15 protein-coding genes are annotated in these 19,070 nt (G+C 41.9%); 7 read left to right on the forward strand and 8 right to left on the reverse strand.

The genetic code is table 11. From position 1 onward, the window contains the following. Window positions 1-2: 2 nt before the first annotated feature. Complete coding sequence (fbp, locus tag LKO28_RS03065) at window positions 3-1,004, reverse strand: class 1 fructose-bisphosphatase (protein WP_227693230.1); 1,002 nt, start codon at window positions 1,002-1,004, stop codon at window positions 3-5. A gap of 587 nt (window positions 1,005-1,591) precedes the next feature. Here fbp and ppk1 point away from each other — a divergent pair. Continuing rightward, window positions 1,592-3,682 (forward strand): polyphosphate kinase 1, encoded by a 2,091-nt coding sequence (ppk1, locus tag LKO28_RS03070; protein ID WP_227693231.1) that lies wholly within the window; start codon window positions 1,592-1,594, stop codon window positions 3,680-3,682. Here the strand turns inward: ppk1 and LKO28_RS03075 are convergent. Together LKO28_RS03075 and LKO28_RS03080 are read right to left on the reverse strand one after the other, a co-directional pair. Next, window positions 3,679-4,269, reverse strand: coding sequence for a DUF502 domain-containing protein (locus LKO28_RS03075; protein ID WP_227693232.1), 591 nt, complete (start codon window positions 4,267-4,269; stop codon window positions 3,679-3,681). The genes ppk1 and LKO28_RS03075 overlap by 4 nt on opposite strands. A 21-nt stretch (window positions 4,270-4,290) precedes the next feature. Further along, window positions 4,291-6,723, reverse strand: a complete 2,433-nt coding sequence (locus LKO28_RS03080) for a bifunctional UDP-N-acetylmuramoyl-tripeptide:D-alanyl-D-alanine ligase/alanine racemase (RefSeq protein WP_227693233.1) — start codon at window positions 6,721-6,723, stop codon at window positions 4,291-4,293. Between the two features lie 406 nt (window positions 6,724-7,129). Between LKO28_RS03080 and LKO28_RS03085 the strand changes: the two genes are divergently transcribed. The 3 genes from LKO28_RS03085 (at window position 7,130) to LKO28_RS03095 (ending at window position 9,870) form a co-directional block, all read left to right on the forward strand. Beyond that, window positions 7,130-7,570, forward strand: a complete 441-nt coding sequence (locus LKO28_RS03085) for a regulatory protein RecX (RefSeq protein ID WP_227693234.1) — start codon at window positions 7,130-7,132, stop codon at window positions 7,568-7,570. 122 nt (window positions 7,571-7,692) lie between these two features. Continuing rightward, window positions 7,693-8,430: a DUF6733 family protein gene (locus LKO28_RS03090; RefSeq protein ID WP_227693235.1), complete on the forward strand. Its 738-nt coding sequence runs from the start codon at window positions 7,693-7,695 to the stop codon at window positions 8,428-8,430. A gap of 135 nt (window positions 8,431-8,565) precedes the next feature. Further along, complete coding sequence (locus LKO28_RS03095; protein ID WP_227693236.1) at window positions 8,566-9,870, forward strand: ammonium transporter; 1,305 nt, start codon at window positions 8,566-8,568, stop codon at window positions 9,868-9,870. A 73-nt stretch (window positions 9,871-9,943) separates the two neighbouring features. Here the strand turns inward: LKO28_RS03095 and dinB are convergent, their stop codons facing one another. Continuing rightward, the gene (dinB, locus tag LKO28_RS03100; RefSeq protein WP_227693237.1) at window positions 9,944-11,029 is read right to left on the reverse strand and encodes a DNA polymerase IV; all 1,086 of its coding nucleotides are present in this window, start codon (window positions 11,027-11,029) and stop codon (window positions 9,944-9,946) included. Between the two features lie 145 nt (window positions 11,030-11,174). Here dinB and LKO28_RS03105 point away from each other — a divergent pair, with 145 nt between their 5' ends. From LKO28_RS03105 to LKO28_RS03115, 3 genes are read left to right on the forward strand one after another with little or no spacing between them, the layout of a single operon-like run. Next, window positions 11,175-12,398, forward strand: coding sequence for a porin (locus tag LKO28_RS03105; RefSeq protein ID WP_227693238.1), 1,224 nt, complete (start codon window positions 11,175-11,177; stop codon window positions 12,396-12,398). Between the two features lie 13 nt (window positions 12,399-12,411). Then, window positions 12,412-13,533 (forward strand): lipid-A-disaccharide synthase, encoded by a 1,122-nt coding sequence (lpxB, locus tag LKO28_RS03110; RefSeq protein WP_227693239.1) that lies wholly within the window; start codon window positions 12,412-12,414, stop codon window positions 13,531-13,533. Between the two features lie 50 nt (window positions 13,534-13,583). Further along, window positions 13,584-14,228, forward strand: a complete 645-nt coding sequence (locus LKO28_RS03115) for a hypothetical protein (protein WP_227693240.1) — start codon at window positions 13,584-13,586, stop codon at window positions 14,226-14,228. Between the two features lie 342 nt (window positions 14,229-14,570). Here the strand turns inward: LKO28_RS03115 and LKO28_RS03120 are convergent, their stop codons facing one another. From LKO28_RS03120 to LKO28_RS03135, 4 genes are read right to left on the reverse strand one after another with little or no spacing between them, the layout of a single operon-like run. After that, the gene (locus LKO28_RS03120; RefSeq protein WP_227693241.1) at window positions 14,571-15,851 is read right to left on the reverse strand and encodes a M16 family metallopeptidase; all 1,281 of its coding nucleotides are present in this window, start codon (window positions 15,849-15,851) and stop codon (window positions 14,571-14,573) included. After that, window positions 15,841-17,094, reverse strand: coding sequence for a M16 family metallopeptidase (locus LKO28_RS03125; RefSeq protein ID WP_227693242.1), 1,254 nt, complete (start codon window positions 17,092-17,094; stop codon window positions 15,841-15,843). Before LKO28_RS03125 ends, LKO28_RS03120 begins: the two co-directional genes overlap by 11 nt. A gap of 16 nt (window positions 17,095-17,110) precedes the next feature. Beyond that, window positions 17,111-18,013 carry an oxygen-dependent coproporphyrinogen oxidase gene (gene hemF, locus LKO28_RS03130; RefSeq protein WP_227693243.1) on the reverse strand — a complete coding sequence of 301 codons (903 nt, stop codon included), beginning with the start codon at window positions 18,011-18,013 and terminating at the stop codon, window positions 17,111-17,113. Beyond that, window positions 18,014-19,024: an NAD(P)H-dependent glycerol-3-phosphate dehydrogenase gene (locus LKO28_RS03135; RefSeq protein ID WP_227693244.1), complete on the reverse strand. Its 1,011-nt coding sequence runs from the start codon at window positions 19,022-19,024 to the stop codon at window positions 18,014-18,016. Window positions 19,025-19,070: the final 46 nt, after the last annotated feature.

Below are 19,070 nucleotides of genomic sequence, written 5' to 3' on the forward strand. Positions count from 1 at the left end.
TCCTACTGTTTATCCATAAAACTGAGCACCTTATCCACCATATTTTTACTACCGATCACGATCGGTGTCCGTTGGTGCAAGTGAGAAGGTTTAATGTTCAACACATTATCTTTTCCTGACACGGCTTTTCCACCTGCCTGTTCGATAATAAACGCCATGGGGTTACATTCGTAAAGCAGACGCAATTTACCTTGGGGATAACTAGAGCTTTCTGGATATAGAAATACACCCCCCATGATCAATGTACGATGAATATCTGCCACCATCGATCCTATGTAACGAGAAGTGTATGGTCTAGACGTGGCGCTATCCTCCGCCTGACAGTATTTTATATAATCTTTGATATACTGCGGAAATTTCAAATAATTACCTTCATTTACTGAGTAAGAGTTACCATCCGCTGGGACCTGCATATCGGGATGTGATAAACAGAATTCCCCTATGGACGGATCCAAAGTAAAACCATTTACGCCTTTACCCGTGGTATAAACCAACATGGTAGACGAGCCGTAAATGACATACCCGGCAGCAACTTGTTCATGCCCATATTGCAGGATCTCTTCCTGCGAGACAGGAGTGTCCAATACCTTACGTCTATAAATAGAAAAAATAGATCCCACAGAGACGTTCAAATCTATATTTGCAGATCCATCCAGTGGATCCATGCAAACCATGTATTTTCCTTTGTTTACCGCATTTTTTAAGGATAGTTCGATACATTCTTCATGCTCTTCAGATGCGATATAACAGCATTCCCCTCCCCGGGTCAATGCTTCGATAAACTGGGCATCGGCATACACATCCAGCTTTTTTTGGGCTTCGCCCTGCACGTTATGGTTTCCATTTTCCCCTAGTATATCCACTAGTCCGGCTTTGTTAACCTCGCGGTTAATCATCTTCGCCGCAATCCCAATGTCTCTAAGCAACCTGGAAAGCTCTCCTTTGGCATAAGGAAAATCGGCTTGTTTTTCAATGATAAATTGACCTAATGTTTTGAATGCCATTTTCTATTGTTATGTAGTTTGGTAACGATTTTAATGGCACAAAGCTACAGAAGCAAAACAAATTAAAAAACTGATTTTCAGCTTATTGTAAAACATACACATATTTATCATGTTGATACTCAAGTGATTATTTTTTAATAAAATATTCTTTAAACAACTTGTTATCCATTCGTTTCAGTTTTTAGGTATGGATGAGCACTCCGTGGTTTTAGAAAAAAGTTGTACAAACTGATCGAAGGGAGCTCATGAACACCGAAATGGACAAGCGTTCATAAAAAGCGCCACTTTAAAATTTTGATGCGTCCCACTGCCTCGCTCTTATCCCGCATCGAGAATAGTTTACATGTGGCATTACGAGGTTAAGAAGGGGACAATACAATTGCATAATCCCTCCCTTAATATTCAATGTCGCATCCGGATTTTTGAGGTTGTATAGACTCACCCTTAGTACTATCCCTATCCTCAAATATCCGAAGCGACGAGTTTTTTTGCATACTTTTTTTGCGAAAAAAAAAGTATAAATAATCGATTTAATATTTTCATTATCTTTAAGAAACATTAGGGAAGTATTTTTAAACATTGAAGTAGTGGCAAAGAAAACGAAGATGACAAATAGCTTTATTCCGCGAGACATCAGCTGGCTAAGCTTTAATGATCGCGTACTGCAGGAAGCTGCCGACGAGAGTGTTCCGCTTTCCGAACGAATTAAGTTTTTAGGGATCTTCTCCAATAACTTGGACGAATTTTTTCGGGTGAGGGTCGCGGGACTAAAAAGGGCATTAGCCATCAACGATAAAGAAGCAAAAGAAATATTTTTTGAAAAACCCCAGCTAATTTTAGATCGCATTAATGAACTCGTTATTCAACAGCAACAGCAGTTTGATCATATTTGGTTAAAAGTGCAGGCTGAAATGGCGAAGGAAAAGATATTTATCAAAACCGATGAGGAGCTGAATAAAGAACAGCAACAGTTTGTCAAAACTTACTACGAGGAAGAAGTAGAGTCGAATGTTATTCCACTGCTGTTGAATGATGCCCGCCCTATGCCCTATCTCCGGGACAAAAGCCTCTACTTGGGAATCGCTATGCGGAAAAACGATTGGGAATACGATACACGTTTTGCCATTATTGAAAATCCTACGCGACAAAACGGTCGTTTCGTGCTATTACCCTCCCCGGAAGGAGAGAAGCACGTTATACTCCTCGAAGATGTTATAAAATTCAATATTCCCTATATTTTTTCGTATTTCGGATTCGACTCGTTTAAGGCACATGCGTTTAAAATAACGAAGGATGCGGAATTTGACCTGGATAACGACATTAATACGACCTTGGTCGAAAAAATCGAAAAGGGAATTAAAAACAGAAGAAAAGGAAAACCTACCCGTTTCGTTTTTGATAAGGATATGGATTCTGCTTTGGTCGCTTTCTTGATTAAGAAGCTCAATCTTTCGAAGAAAGACAGTATTATTCCTGGACAGAAGATCCATAATTTCAAGCATTTTATGGGTTTCCCAAAGATTTTTGAATCGGAGAAACTCGTAAAGGCGCGTCGCTCGTTTGTACATCCCGAGTTTGCGGGCCGACAACGTATTAGCGATATCGTTGTCAAAAAGGACGTACTACTCTCCTTTCCTTACCACACCTTTCGCCCGATCATCGACCTATTGCGTGAGGCCGCCATGGATCCCGATGTACGTTCGATTCATATGACCATTTACCGTATGGCTGAAAATTCGAAGGTGGGCAACGCTTTGATCAATGCAGCCCGAAACGGAAAAGAAGTGACCGTCATGCTGGAACTCCGCGCGCGTTTTGACGAAGAGCACAACATCATTTGGAAAGATAGATTTGAAATGGAGGGCGTGAAAGTACTGTTGGGTATCCCGGAAAAAAAGGTACATGCCAAACTCTGCGTAATCAAAAAAAGGCACAACAACAAAACGATCCAATATGGCTTTGTAAGCACCGGAAATTTTAATGAGAAAACAGCCAAGATTTATGGTGATTACTGCTTAATGACCAGTAATAGAACCGTCATGGCTGATATTAATAAGGTTTTTTCGGGACTAAAAAAATACAAGGATGATTTATCACAGGTGTTTAAATCTTGCAAAAATCTCCTCGTCTGCCCCACCAATATGCGAACGACGTTTATCGCGCTGATCGATAAAGAGATCGCGGAAGCACGCGCCGGAAATAAAGCGCACATGATCGTCAAAGTAAATTCTTTGAGTGATAAGCTTCTGATTAAAAAGATATATGAAGCGGCGGCGCAAGGGGTCAAAATTGACATGATTGTCCGCGGAATCTATTGTGCGGTGAACCAAAAGAAATTTGATACACCGTTAAATGCAATTAGTATCGTGGATGAATATTTGGAACATGCCCGGGTAATCTATTTTTACGCAGGCGGTAAAGAGCTTGTTTATCTTTCTTCTGCAGACTGGATGACCCGTAATTTGGATTATCGCGTGGAAGCCGCCGTACAAGTGATCAACAAGAAAATTAAGCACGAACTCATTGATATGTTAGCGATACAACTGAAAGACAACGTCAAAGCGCGGGTCCTAAATAATAAACTGGACAATACCTACGTACAAAATGAAAACCCGCCCTTCCGCTCACAGGTGGAGCTGTATAAATATTTACATAGGAAAGCAAAAAACAATCATTAATCGATCCCACTTACGCCACCAGATACGACTAATTTCATCGCGTCTGTCGCACTCATATCTAAACGCTGTACGTGAGAGGCTTTCACGACAACAACTTGTCCAGCAACGGAGTAAGAGTACGGAAAGTACACGATAACTTCATCAGGAAGCCCGATTTTATTTAAATCCCGTTGCGTCAGGAAGCCGATTTTTTTGAGTCCGGTTTCGTTGACCAAAACCAATACGGGTTCATTGAACTTCTTGGCGTCACCTACAAAGGCTTCTGTAAAATCCTTTATGGAAGAATACAGGGTATTAAACAGGGGAATCTTATCGATGGTCCGACTCAACCATGCCCGTATAGGTTCGGTGACGAAGGTCGTGAAAATAACACCAACGAAAGTAAGGATAAGGAGTACCGTCAATATACCTATGCCGGGGATATAGAGGGGATGGCCGTGCTCGTCTTCCAAGAAATGGGATGTAAGATTGAGGGCGTTATCGACTGACGCAACTACCCAAACAATTAAGAATATAGCACCAGCTACCGGCACAGTAACCAACGTGCCTTTTATAAGGTAATACAGTATTTTTTTTCGTGTAAACATCTTTATTCCTGTCTGTGTTTTCTATCCATAAAAATATATGCGTTTTACGCGGGACGCAATATTTACCAACAATTCGTAGGGGATGGTATCGATACGTTTCGCATCATCGATCAAGTCGGGAAACACAATAACTTCATCCAGCTCATGTGCGACAATATCTGTCACATCAAGCATACACATATCCATGCAAATAGAGCCCACCGTCTTAACCTTTTGTCCGTTGATAGCCATCTCACCTACCCCCTCGCCATACCGCCGGCTATAACCGTCTGCATATCCTATTTTTACCGTCGCGATACGGCTCGGTCTATGCAACACGCCTTTTCTGTCGTACCCAACCGTGGCTCCCGCGGGCAATTCCTTAATTTGTGTAATGGTGGTTTTTAATTCGCTTACTTTTTCTAAAGCCATCTTCCCCTCCATATCTACCCCGTAGAGCCCAATACCTAAGCGTACCATTTCCATGTAAGCCGAAGACCAGTTGGTGATGCCGGAAGTATTCGCAATGTGGCGGATAACCGGGTAGCCCAGACCGGCTTCCAAACGTTCCACACTTTGCGTAAATGACGTAATCTGCTGTTGGGTAAACTCGGTATGCTGTTCATTGCCCGCCGCAACCAAATGTGAGAATACGGTTTTCACCTTTATTTCTGGCGCAGCAGCCAACACGTTGACCAATTCGTCCACATCCGCCGGCAAAAACCCCAGACGATGCATACCTGTATCAATTTTGATATGAATAGGAAAGTCCTTTTGCTTGCGCGCAGCTAGAAACACAATCAAGGCCTTTAGAATACGGAAGCTATATATTTCGGGTTCTAGGTTAAACGTCAGTAAACTTTCAAACACCGGCTCATCTGGGCTTAGTACCATAATCGGTAAATCTATCCCATGCTGACGTAATTCCACACCTTCATCCGCAAACGCGACGGTTAGGTAATCGACCTTGTTAAACTGCAAGAGATTCGCCACCTCATAACTTCCGCTACCATACGAAAAAGCCTTCACCATCACCATCAGTTTGACAGACGCCGGTAACATCGAGCGATAAGCTTTGAGGTTATGTTCGAGTGCACTCAGATTTATTTCTAATACCGTTTCATGCGATTTCGCGACCAACAGTTTGCTTACATCTTCCAGATGAAACCGCCGGCTGCCTTTAATAAGGATAGATTCATTTGCGATTGAAATATGTGGCAGGTTGTGAAGCAGCTCCTCTGTGGATGCAAAAAACAGCGACGGCATGGGAAGTTTGTCGGCTAAATACTGCAAAGTGTCACCGACAAAAATAATTCGACTAAGATTTTGCTGCTGCAGGATGCCCAAAAGCTTAGTCTGGAGCTTATCATCGAGGCCCTCCATAGCAGAAAGAATAAGCGTCTTGTTTTTATGTTGCTGTTGCTGACGAAGAAAATCTAACGCGATCTGTAAAGACGCTAGATCATTGGAATAGGTATCATCAATAATCGAACAATTGTTCCGCCCAGTCTTGAGTTGCAAACGCATCTCCAGCGGACGCAGCCTGCCCAATCGATGCAAAATGGAATCCAAGGAGTAGCCTAAAAACAACAGGGTAGTTAGGCAAGTCAAGACATTTTCGATAGATGCCTTATCTACGAAAGGCACCGTGAACGTTGCGATTTCCTGCTGGTAAACTACTTGAATAGACGAACTCCCATCCTGTCTTTCTTCTACGTGGAGAACTTTGACATCATCTTGCTCTCCCTCGCCGAAGGTGAACATACGAGTCTTCTCGGGGAGGTATGCTTCAAATCCATAGCGTGAGGGGCAAATCACATCTTTTGCGTGTTTAAACAGCTTCATCTTCTCCGCTATTTTCCGTGCCTTGCTCGCAAAACCTTCCGCATGTGCCGCACCTATATTGGTCATAATGCCGATATCCGGCCGAATCATCGTTTCAAGATTTTCCATTTCATCCGGCAAACTGATACCCGCCTCGATAATGGCACAGTCGTAATCGTCCGAAAGATCCCATAACGATAGCGCGACCCCTAATTGAGAGTTATAACTTTTGGGGCTTTGATACACCTTCTTATCTTCTTGTAAAAGCTGTGTCAACCATTCTTTTACGATTGTTTTGCCATTACTGCCGGTGATCCCGATGACGGGCCTGTTAAATTTATCCCGATGATAGCGGGCTAATTGTTGTAAAGCAAGCAACACATCCGCTACCCAAAAAAAACTAGCTTGAGGATATCGCTCGACAGGAAGATCTTCGCGCGAAACCACAAAGGCACGCACTCCTTGCTTATAAGCATCCGCGATAAAAGTATGTCCGTCGCGAACATGCTTCAAGGCAAAAAAAAGACTACGTTCCGCGTTTCTTATTTTACGGCTATCATAAGCTAGTTCATATATTTCCTGTGCTGCATCATGCATTATGCAATGCTTGCAGTTCATTTGAGAAATAATAGCGTCTAGTGTATATATCATACATTATATTTTTATGTCGCTCAAGCCGCGACTGGGCTTTTACTTTTTTTCCCTCAAAAAAAGTAAACAAAAAAACTCGTCGCTTCGGATATTTTACATTAGGGATAGTACTAAGGATAAGTTTGTACAGTTGTAAAACATCCGGATGCGACCTTTGAAGGTTAAGGATAGGATTGTACAAGCCCATCCTCAACATTTAATGTCGCCTCAAAAATTTTGAGACATGTAGAAATATCATACCTGCATTATCCAGTTCATCAAAATTTTTCAGCGACGAGTTTTTTGGTTCTTTTTTACGGAAAAAAAGAACACAAACAAATGTCATTAATATTTTCAATAAGTGTATCATTTTTTGAAGATTTGTGTTATGGAAGAATCTAGGAAGCCGCGAAAGTCCTTTACGCCTTTGGAAGCAAAAAGAAAAGCAGAAAGCTACTGTGCTTATCAGGAGCGAGCGCAACAGGAGGTTAGGAACAAGTTATATGAGTGGGGACTTCATCAAGAAGCAGTAGAAAACATCATCGTGCAGCTTATCGAAGAAAATTTTCTTAACGAAGAACGATTTGCAAAAGCCTACGCGTTAGGTAAATTCCGAATGAAAGGTTGGGGAAAAATTAAGATAAAACAGCACTTGAAGTTAAAAAATGTTTCGGAACCACTAATTCGACTTGCATTAAAAACGATAGATATAGACGAGTACAACAAAAAAATAGAAGAAACCATAAATAAAAAGACAGAATTAACAAAAAAACCCATTTCTATTGCAGAAAAATCAAAAATATACAGACACTTACAGTCAAAAGGATTTGAAAACGAAATAATTTTAGAAAAACTTAATAATAAATGATGAATTTTAAATAAAAAATGGTGTTTAACTGCATTTTTATGAAAAAAAAGTTGTTAAATTGAAATAATTACATATTTTTGTGACTATAATTACATTTTCAAAAACAAAACAACCCATTTTTTATGAAAAAAATCAAACAAATCATCAAACTAACCACAATTTTAGCGCTAACAGGCACTACATTTATCACAAATGCACAAGAAAAAGAGACAACATTCTCTTTTGGGGTTACTTCTGATCAATTTTTCGGCGTTGCACCTAGTGTAGCCATGGAATACAAGCTTTCAGAAAAAGTCAGTACATCTGTTTACGGTATTTTCTGGGGAGCAGGTACCGCTGGTGCATGGGGTAACTGGACAGAATTCGGCGGAGGTGTTAATCTACGTTTAGCCGAGGGTATCACCTTGAACCCGAATCTTGGTTTCACGTTTGGGAACTTGCTTTCTAAGGGTGCAGCAGATGGCCAACTGGGTGGAATTGCCGGAGACGGAATCGTGCCAAACCTCTTTTTCAATGTGGATATCCCCAAATTTGAAGGGGAAATATACGCCGGCTATTATGCTCCTCTTCGAGACAAAGCGCCTGAGGACGGCTCTACCCTAGCATATTTGCATTATTGGGCAAGTGCGGGCTATAAAGTAAGTGATGCGTTCTCGTTTGGGGCACATTTCGAACATTTGAAAAGAACAAAAGATGATATCGGCGGCAAATTGGACTATTTCCAATGGGCAGGCCCGTACGTACAATTTAATGCAAGCAAGTTTGGCAGTTTTGTTCGCTTATCTGCCGGACCGGAAGTTAAAAACGGATTACAAGCCAAGGATTCTTTCTATAAGTTATCTACCGGCTTTTCGTTTTAGGCAAACAAATGAATAATCATCTCTTCTCTTTGTACCTTAAGGTCAAAGCCTGGAGGGGTGATTATTTTATCTTATCTCCTAAAACAGCAGTAATCACGGAGACTAATCAAAAAACTACTTAATCAAAAACCGAAAATGAAAAAGATTCTCCCATTTGGACTCCTCGCGCTAGCTGCAATCTTAGCATTGCTCGCCCCATCAACTGAGGTTACCACCGTCACGGAAAGCAATATCGATACAGGCGATACAGCCTGGCTATTGATGTCTGCAGCGCTGGTATTGTTAATGACGCCGGGTTTGGCATTTTTCTACGGCGGTATGGTTCGCAAAAAAAATGTGATATCTACCATGTTACAAAGTTTCGTATGTATGGGCCTTATCACGATTATTTGGGTTGTATTTGGCTTTAGCCTTGCCTTTGGCGAAGATATTGGTGGCATAATCGGCAATCCTTCCACTTTCTATATGATGAAAGGTATGTTGGGCAATGACGCATGGTCAGCACTACCGACCATTCCGATAGCATTGTTTGCTATGTTCCAATTAAAATTCGCCGTAATAACTCCAGCACTCATTACAGGAGCCTTTGCCGAACGTATTAAATTCAATGCGTATCTTATTTTCATTACTTTATTTGTTATCTTTATCTATGCTCCGCTAGCACATGCTACCTGGCATCCTGAAGGCCTATTAGCCAACATGGGCGTGCTCGATTTCGCAGGTGGAACTGTTGTACATATGTCGGCGGGTTGGGCTGCATTAGCTTCCGCATTATACTTAGGCAAACGTAAAGAACAAGTACATACACCTGCCCGTATCAGTTATGTCATCTTAGGAACGGGTTTACTATGGTTTGGATGGTTCGGGTTCAATGCTGGTTCGGCAGGAGGCGCCAACGAACTGGCTGCCTCTGCATTTGGAACCACAACCACTGCATCAGCCGCCGCGGCGATGGCCTGGATTTTCTTTGACATCCTGCGAGGGAAAAAACCTTCGGCAATGGGAGCCTGTATCGGTGCAGTTGTTGGATTGGTAGCTATCACACCAGCTGCTGGCTTTGTAACAATCCCACACTCTTTAGTAATTGGTATTGTAGCTGCTGTCATTAGCAACTTGGTCGTGATCTGGAGAACCAAAAAAGGTATTGATGATACGTTAGATGTTTTCCCTTGTCACGGCGTCGGTGGTATGGTCGGTATGTTATTAACGGCAGTATTTGCCCATAGCAACGTCAACAGTGCCGTGGAAACCAACGGACTTTTCTTCGGAGAAACTGGTCTTTTCGTTGCACACTTAATTGCGCTTATCGGAGCATCTGCATTCGCTTTCTTCGGATCTTTACTGCTCTTAAAAGTAACCGATCTCCTAGCATCATTACGCGTTAGTGAAGAAGCTGAAAATATCGGATTAGACTTAAGTCAACACGACGAAGAACTTTAGATCACTAACAAACATAAACTGGCGCAATGAAGGCCATTGCGCCAGTTTATTTCTATACCCAGGATGAATAGCGCTAAAACAACCGCAACTGCGGATTGCTGAGCTTTTCCAGATCAGCATCATAAAAATTGGAAAGGGTAACGCCCAAAAGACGTACCTTCCTATCCGCCATATCCATCTTGTCAAAAAGTTCGGTTATCTGTTGGAAAATATCTAGGGAGGCAGATAGATAAAAACCACTAGTTTTACTACGGGTTATCTGCGTAAAGTCAGCAAATTTGATTTTCAAGGTCACCGTACGTCCTTGCTTTTCCTTGTCCGCTAATCTTTTTGCTAATTTTTCGCATAGCAGCTGTAATTCTTTCCGCATTTCCTGCTCTTCTTTAAGATCCGTTTCAAACGTATCTTCTATACCGATTGATTTGACGATCCGATTAGGCTTGACCGGCCGGTTATCCTCTCCGCGTACCATGTGATAGAAAAACTTACCCGACTTTCCAAATCTTCGGATCAATTCATTTTCTGTAAACCCTTTCAGCTCCTTTCCGGTATGTATCCCCATATTCTTCATTTTTTGAGCCGTCACTTTACCGACGCCAAAGAACTTTTCAATGGGAAGTTGCTCTAAAAAGGAAATAATTTTGGAAGGACCGATAAACGTTAACCCATCTGGCTTTTGGTAGTCCGACGCGATTTTTGCGATGAATTTATTTATCGACACCCCTGCCGATGCTGTCAGGCCTAATTCCTCCCGAATCGCAAGCTTTATCGCTTGGGCGATCTCGATGGCGGACCCGATCCCCTGTTTATCCTCCGTCACATCTAAATAGGCTTCATCTAAAGAAAGTGGCTCAATTAAATCGGTGTATCGCTTAAAAATAGCACGTATCTGACCAGATACTTCCCGATATACATCAAAACGGGGTCGCGTAAAAATAAGATGTGGGCAACGCTCTATGGCCTGACGGGATGACATCGCCGAACGAACGCCGAACTTTCGCGCTTCATAACTTGCCGTAGCCACGACTCCCCTCCCATCGGGTGATCCGCCTACGGCAAGCGCTTTCTCGCGCAATTCGGGAAAATCACGTTGCTCCACCGACGCATAAAATGCGTCCATGTCAATATGGATTATTTTTCGTCTATTATCGCTCACCATCTATTAAATTGTCTGAACTAGAATTGCACATCTTGCTTCCCAAAATTAAAAGGAAATTTTGTATCCTAAAAGCGTACAAAGGCAACGCGATAAGTAGTATCTTTGGCAATTCGTCGCATATTTAAAACATTTTATAATTTCAAGTATGAAAATTAACAACGGACTATTCTTATTGCTATTAGGAAGCTTATTGTTAACCCTTCAAAGCCAGGCACAAGAACGAGATGACCGTGCAACTATCTTAAATTTCAAAGGTATTCAATACATGAGTAACGACTCGCTGTTTTACACGAACTTTAGATTCCGTATGCAGAACAGACTTGGCTTCACGAATGTACTCGACAATGAAGATAACGACAAATTTGACGCGCGTATACGAAGATTACGCTTACGGATGGACGGTTATATTTATACCCCTAAAATTTCTTATTCCGTTCAGTTAGCCTTTACACGTGGCGATCAGGATTTCGACGATAGCGGGGTGCCAAATATCGTGCGGGATGCGGTAATTTTCTACAATTTCTCGGATGATTTCTACATTTCTTTCGGTCAGAATAAATTGCCAGGCAACCGCCAGCGTGTCAACTCTTCAGGTCAATTACAATTTGCAGACCGATCTTTAGTAAACAGCAACTTTACGGTAGATCGGGATTTCGGAATGTCTTTCAACCTCAGTAAAAAAATTGGACAGATGCCCGTAAATGCAAAAGCTGCAATCTCTACTGGTGAAGGTCGCGTGGCGCTTAGTACCGATAATGGTCTAGCCTATACAGGGCGTGTAGAATTCCTACCATTGGGAGAGTTTACGAATAACGGGGACTACTCAGAAGGCGACCTCGAACGCGAAGAAACGCCCAAACTGTCTATTGGAGGAGGCTATAGTTATAACGACCGCACCACCAGAGAAGGCGGGCAGCTCGGCCGATATGTAAAAAATCCTTTTACATTAAAGACGGCTTTTGCAGATGCAATATTCAAATACCAAGGATTTGCTTATCAGGCTGAATATATGCGTCGCGACGTGAAGGATCCCTTCAATGTGGTCGATGACCGGTTTAACCAAGTCGATGGTCCAGAAGAGGAGCTGACTTATGCACAAAAAGGATGGGGTGTCAACCAACAAGCTTCTTACCTACTTAATAAAGGCTATGAGGTCGCAACCCGCTATACCCATATCAAACCGCATCAGCAAATTCGGAACTATGAAGATCAGCTGGAAGTCATCGAATTGGGATTGACCAAATACATGAAAGCACACCGTCTTAAATTTCAATTGAACGCAAACTACACCGTATCTAATGGTGATTTTGGCAACAATTCGAGTAAAAATTCCTGGGGAGGCATGTTCCAAATAGAATTGGGAATCTAAAAACGTATAGATCATGAAATACTACCTTATTGCTGGAGAAACATCGGGAGATTTACATGGATCGAATCTGATCAAAGCCTTAAAAAACGAGGACGCAGCAGCTAGTTTTCACTTTGTTGGTGGCGATCAAATGCAAAAAGCTGCCGGACAGACACCCTTAATCCATACCGCCGAGATGGCGTTTATGGGATTTGTCGAGGTAATCAAAAATATTGGAAAAATCCGAAAAAACTTAAAGCTGGTCAAAGCGGATATTATCCAAAAGAAACCGGACACTTTAATCCTGATTGACTTTCCCGGGTTCAATCTCAAAATTGCCGAATTTGCAAAAAAAATAGGCATTCGCGTCTGTTATTATATCTCTCCAAAAATATGGGCATGGAATCAAGGTCGGGTACATAAGATCAAAAAGGTAGTGGATCACATGTTCTGTATCCTTCCATTCGAGGTCGATTTCTATAAAAAATACAACTATACGGTAGATTATGTCGGTAACCCCTTGTTGGATGCTATAAATCAGTATCGATTTAATGCATCATTCAAAGAAGACAATGCGCTTAATGACCGACCAATTATTGCACTTCTTCCGGGTAGTCGAAAAATGGAAATCGAAAAACTCTTGCCCGTTATGGTGGATCTATATTATCTTTTCCCCGCCCATCAATTCGTGGTGGCGGGGGCCCCTAACTTTGATGAAGCATATTACCAACAATATACTAGTGACCTACCTATAAAGGTTGTTTTCGACCAAACCTACGATCTCCTTAAACACGCGGAAGCCGCTGTCGTGACGAGCGGTACCGCAACATTAGAAACCGGCATTTTAAAAGTTCCACAAGTCGTCGTTTATAAAGCCAATAAACTGACCATATTACTGGCTCGACTTGTTATAAAGGTTCCGTTCATTTCCTTGGTCAATCTGATCAACGGTTTTTTATCTGTTCGAGAGTTTATTCAAGATGAATGTGATACACGCACGGTGGCGGACGAGCTAGCACAACTGATTTCCAATAAGGAACACCGGGCAAGTGTATTAGAAAATTACGAAGTACTAGCTGAAAAATTAGGCACGCCCGGCGCCTCTGAAAAAGCCGCAAAACTCATCGTGCAGTATTCTTCTGACAAACCAAACTAAACTATTTGCCGCTTTGTTATTCTAATATAAAGCACCAAGCAGTAGAGGTCATGAGATTAACACATATTTTAACAATAATTTTTCTGTTTCTAGGTCAATCTTTTTTATCCGAGGGGTATGCACAAGAAGAACATATTAGCAAACTCGAATTAGGCCGAAAGAAAAAGAAAGTTTTTAACAACAGAGATTCGACGGCTGTTATACACATCGACACCCTTATCATGAAAGACAAATCGTCATTGCAATTTTACGGAAAGAAGGATGTCAAACTGGTCATAAAGCATGCGGAGATAGGAAAAGGTGCCTTTATAAGCGGTATGGGCGGACAAAACAATGCTTCAAATTTCGATATAGCCATCAACCTTCAAAAATTAGGTTCCCTTTACGTCATTGCTCGAGGGGAAGATGCGATGAATGGGACAAAAACTTTTCCAAACGGTGATGGCGGAGAGGTAAATTTTCAGTACAATCCTAAAGGCATTATACCTCAAACGGACGACAAAAAGCAAGCAAACTATGTATATATAGACGTATCCGCTGGCGGTCGAGCCATCAGCCCGGTTTCTGATCTTCAACAAATATACGCGCGTATAGCTACATCCGCTCCTGGTCTTCGTGGCTTGCCGCAAGGACAGGTTTATTCTGGGTCACCGGGTAAAGAAGGGAAAGTCGTTATCTCTTCTTTTTCCCCGTGAAAAAGAAGCAAAACCGAACGGAGTGAGCTCATGGACACCAAAGTAAGCACTTGTCCATAAACCTCGTCGCTTCGAATCTTTGAGGAGAGAGAGATAGTACTAAAAATGAGTTTCTACGTACCTCAAAAATTCGGATGCGACCTTAAAAGTTAAGGGGGGGGGGCATGCAATTGTATTATCCCATCCTTAAACACAAATGCCACATCAAAAATTTTGACTATTGTAAAAACACCATTTTTGCAATATCCCATTCAGTCAAAATTTTTAAGTGGCGAGTTTTTTTGCATACTTTTTTTTCGGAAAAAAAGTATGAGCCACGTCGCGGCTTGAGCGACAAAATTATTAATTCATTTTCCCTACGACAACTTTTAATAAATTATCATAGTCAAAATATGTATTCGCTATACCTTGCACATCAGCAGCGGTCATGTTTCTGATAACCTCATTATAACGCGTATAATAAGATAAATCAAGTCCGTAAAAATACACGGCTTTAAACTTGTCGGCATGTGAAAACACAGATTCTATTGAACCTAGCACAGAACCTAAGATATAGTTTTTGACCAAGGTTACTTCTTCGTCAGAAGCCGGGGTTTCGCGTAAAGTCTTGAATTCTTTCTCAATCTCGATAAGTGTAGCTTTCGTGCTGTCTATCCCAACTTCCGTAGCGATGGTAAAAAATCCCGTATGTTGTAAACTCGCAAAGGCTGACCCAATACTATAGGTAAACCCTTTTTCTTCGCGTATATTCCGCATTAAACGGGAACCGAAATAGCCACCAAGCAGTGTATTTACAAATTGTATGGCTGGGAAATCGGGATGAACCCGATTAACGGCAGGCATGCCCAGCCTTATAGCGGATTGCAGGGCATCCGTACGTTCTTCCGAAACAGTGGCAGGAGCAAAAACCGGAAATTGAGGGCCCGACTCCGGGCCTGATTCTCCTGTATTTAACCATTGCACATCAAAAAGTTCCTTTACTTGCAATAGCACCTCGTTCGTAATATTACCCGATAAAATCAAGGTGCAATTTTGCGGTTGTACCTGCCGTTGGTACAATGCCATTAAATCTTCCCGATTCAACGCATCATAAGCTTCTTCTGTCGGAATCCGTCCATATCTGCTATCTCCAAACAAGCTTTTAAAGAAAAGCCGACGGGCTACATAATCATTCTTCTGCAAAGAAATTTTTAAAGTCTGCTTATTATTACGGATATACGTTTCTAACTCGGCTTCGGGAAAAACCGTATTATTCAATATATCGTGTACAACAGGTAAAACCGAACCAAGATGCTTATTGAGCGAATAAAGGGTTAACGCCGTTTGGTCAAAGCTGTACTCCGGCATTAGGTAAGCTCCATAAAAATCGATTTCTTCGGCGATATGCGCGCTTGTGCGCGTTCGCGTCCCCTCTTTTAACATATAGCTTGCACAGGTATGCAGCAAGGAATTTTCTGAACCTTCAAAGATGTTTCGGAAAATAAATTCAGCTTTGACCAATTCTTGTGTCGGGGCGTTAAAAACAAACACCTTTAACCCATTTTTAAAAACTACCTCGTCAGGCTGGACCAACGTAATATCCTGTATATCATGACGTATAGGCGCAACAGATCTATTCAGCATGTTCTTGTTTTTTAGCATAATAAATGAGGGTGGACGAATTTTCCTTCGTAAAAATTTCTTGTGCCACCCGTTGAATATCAGTCGGCTTTACCGCGAGATAGCGATCCACTTCTCGATTGTACCCATCTGCATTTCCCAGTACTTCAAAAAAAGCGAGATTCATAGCCCTGTCCAAAATAGATAGTTCGGCAAACACCATGGTGGATTCAACTTTATTTTTCACTTTCTGCAATTCGGCTTCGGCCATTATCTCGGTTTTCAATATATCCAACTGATTCCACAACAATTTCTCTGCTTCGGCCATATCTAGATGTGGCAGTGGTTTACCTTCGATAACGATAAGATTAGGATCGATAGAACCACATACATAGGCGTTAACTTCGCTAAACAGTGCCTGGTCTTTCACTAAAGCTCTATAAAGACGAGAAGAACTTCCGCGGGAAAGTATATCGGACAATAAATCCATCACCGGGTAATCTGGATGCATGCGTTCAGAGCCATGAAACGCGATGTAAATACTATTAACCGGCACATCTGCATGCACTTCCTCCCGCCGCGGAGCTAATTGCCGGGGTTCTACCGGAAGTTCTCGCTGAGGTTTTGGCCGTACGGGAATATTAGCGAACCACTTTTCTGTTAATGCTTTTACTTGTTCAAGCGTAACATCTCCGGCGACGACCATAACTGCATTGCTTGGCACATAATGTTTAAAGAAAAAAGCCTTAACATCTTCCATGGTTGCTTCTTCGATATGGCGAAGTTCTTTACCGATTGTAGCCCACCTATAAGGATGTTCTTTGTAAGCTAAGGGCCGCAACCGTAACCATACATCCCCGTAAGGCTGATTGAGGTAGCGTTGTTTAAACTCCTCGCTGACCACATTGCGTTGTACTTCCAAACTCTGTTCGCTAAAAGCCAGACTTAACATCCGGTCACTTTCTAACCAAAATGCGGTTTCCAGATTAGCTGCTGGGAGTGTAATATAATAATTGGTAATATCGTTGCTTGTAAAAGCATTATTCTCCCCACCGACTTCCTGCAACGGCGTGTCATAGTTGGGAATATGGACAGAACCTCCGAACATCAGATGCTCGAAGAGATGCGCGAACCCGGTTTTATCCGGCGATTCGTCTCTGGCCCCCACATCATAGACGATATTCACACAGGCCATTGCGGTTGTGTGATCTTCATGTACCAACACACGCAAGCCATTATCCAGTGTAAAACGCTGATAATTAATCATAAGCTATTATTACAGATTACCCAATCCAGTTGATGTCCTTTTTTAGTAAAGACATTGTTTTTTCTTCGTTAGAGTTCGCTTCAGGCTTAAAATCGTATGCCCAATTAGCCTGTGCTGGCAAACTCATTAATATAGACTCAATGCGACCATTCGTTTCCAATCCGAATCGGGTTCCGGCATCATATACCAAGTTAAACTCCACATACCGGCCTCTGCGCAACAACTGCCATTCTCTCTCTTGTGAAGAGAATTTACGATCGCGGTTTCGATTCACCAACTCCGTGTAAGTAGGCAGAAAAGTACGGCCCAAGTCACAAGAAAATTTAAACAGCTCTTCGTCTGTCAAACCAGTTTTCTCGGGTGTCAGCTTATCGTAGAATACACCACCTATTCCGCGCGTTTCTTGCCGATGTTTAATAAAAAAGTAGTTATCGGCCCAGGTTTTAAATTCGGGATAAAAATTAGCATGATGCTTATCGCAAACATTCTTCATCATGTGATGAAAAAAACGCGCATCGTCTTCTACCACATAATGGGGAGTAAGATCGATTCCTCCACCGAACCAGCGGATATTTTCACCCAATTCAAAGTAACGTATATTCATATGGATGATCGGCACCCAAGGATTATTGGGATGGATCACGATCGATACACCGGTTGCAAAAAAATCTTCTTCTTCCACCTGAAACGATTTTTTAATCGCCGCTGGCAATTTACCATGAACAGCGGAGAAATTGACGCCGCCTTTTTCTAATATATTACCATCCTGTATGATACGTGTCCGACCGCCGCCACCACCTTCTCGTTCCCACATTTCCTCTACAAAAGTAGATCGACCATCTAAAGCCTCCAGTCCTGCAGTAATTTCATCCTGAATGGATTTATAGGTTGCTGCTATATGTTCTTTCGTTAATCTCATTTACGTTAATTTATCCAATAGTTTTTTGATCTCTAACGTCGCCGGCTGGCGATGATATAGGATTTCATACACCATTTGGCAGATCGGCATATCAAGCTGATGCCGTTGAATAATATTTTGAATACATGCGGAAGCATAATAGCCTTCGGCAACCATATTCATTTCGAGCTGTGCAGATTGGACGGTGTAGCCCTTCCCGATCATATGGCCGAATGTACGGTTTCTGCTAAATTGTGAATACGCCGTAACCAATAGATCGCCCAGATACGCTGATGTTTTAATATCCCTGCTGACATCCGAATCGATAGCGGATAAACAAGTACCCATTTCACGAATAGCATTCGAAATCAATACCGCAATAAAATTATCTCCAAGTCCCGCTCCATGGCATATACCTGCTGCCAATGCGTATATATTCTTTAATACCGCCCCATATTCTACTCCGAAAATATCGGTAGAGAGCACCGTATTGATATAGCGTCCACGGATAAACCTACCTACCCGTTCTACTGTTGTTTGGTCTTTCCCGGCAAGCGTTAAATAAGAAAGCTTTTCCGAAGAGACTTCTTCCGCATGACAAGGACCACCGATAACCACAATATTTTCTAAGGGTATTTGATACGTTTGTGTAAGATAATCGCCCACAATAAGGTTATCATTTGGAATGATTCCCTTGATGGCAGATACAACAATTTTATTTGAAAAATCCGCTGCTTGCACAGCTGCTAAGGCATCTTTTAAATAAGCGGACGGTGTATTTAAGATAACGATATCCGATTGCTGAATAACCGTACGTGCATCCGAGAATAAATTATCTGGCTTGACACAAACCTTTACAGCACTCAAATAACTAGGGTTATGTCCGTAAGATCGGATGTATGCTAAATCTTCTTCCTTTCTAACCCACCATAAAATATCCTTCTGCTCTGTATTATCTCCAAGCATCTTGATCATCGCCGTTGCCCAACTCCCACTCCCTACGATGCCTATCTTTTGCACAGATTCGTCCATATTTTTTTCATTGTAAAAGCTACAAATATACAATTTCTTATCATAC

The organism is Sphingobacterium sp. FBM7-1 (assembly GCF_020687765.1).
Lineage (GTDB): Bacteria > Bacteroidota > Bacteroidia > Sphingobacteriales > Sphingobacteriaceae > Sphingobacterium.

Coding starts and splice junctions, on each gene's coding strand:
- fbp (WP_227693230.1), bottom strand. CDS start 1,004: ATGGCATTCAAAACATTAGGTCAATTTATCATTGAAAAACAAGCCGAT.
- LKO28_RS03075 (WP_227693232.1), bottom strand. CDS start 4,269: ATGTTTACACGAAAAAAAATACTGTATTACCTTATAAAAGGCACGTTG.
- LKO28_RS03080 (WP_227693233.1), bottom strand. CDS start 6,723: ATGATATATACACTAGACGCTATTATTTCTCAAATGAACTGCAAGCAT.
- LKO28_RS03090 (WP_227693235.1), top strand. CDS start 7,693: ATGAAAAAAATCAAACAAATCATCAAACTAACCACAATTTTAGCGCTA.
- LKO28_RS03095 (WP_227693236.1), top strand. CDS start 8,566: ATGAAAAAGATTCTCCCATTTGGACTCCTCGCGCTAGCTGCAATCTTA.
- dinB (WP_227693237.1), bottom strand. CDS start 11,029: ATGGTGAGCGATAATAGACGAAAAATAATCCATATTGACATGGACGCA.
- LKO28_RS03105 (WP_227693238.1), top strand. CDS start 11,175: ATGAAAATTAACAACGGACTATTCTTATTGCTATTAGGAAGCTTATTG.
- lpxB (WP_227693239.1), top strand. CDS start 12,412: ATGAAATACTACCTTATTGCTGGAGAAACATCGGGAGATTTACATGGA.
- LKO28_RS03115 (WP_227693240.1), top strand. CDS start 13,584: ATGAGATTAACACATATTTTAACAATAATTTTTCTGTTTCTAGGTCAA.
- LKO28_RS03120 (WP_227693241.1), bottom strand. CDS start 15,851: ATGCTGAATAGATCTGTTGCGCCTATACGTCATGATATACAGGATATT.
- LKO28_RS03125 (WP_227693242.1), bottom strand. CDS start 17,094: ATGATTAATTATCAGCGTTTTACACTGGATAATGGCTTGCGTGTGTTG.
- hemF (WP_227693243.1), bottom strand. CDS start 18,013: ATGAGATTAACGAAAGAACATATAGCAGCAACCTATAAATCCATTCAG.
- LKO28_RS03135 (WP_227693244.1), bottom strand. CDS start 19,024: ATGGACGAATCTGTGCAAAAGATAGGCATCGTAGGGAGTGGGAGTTGG.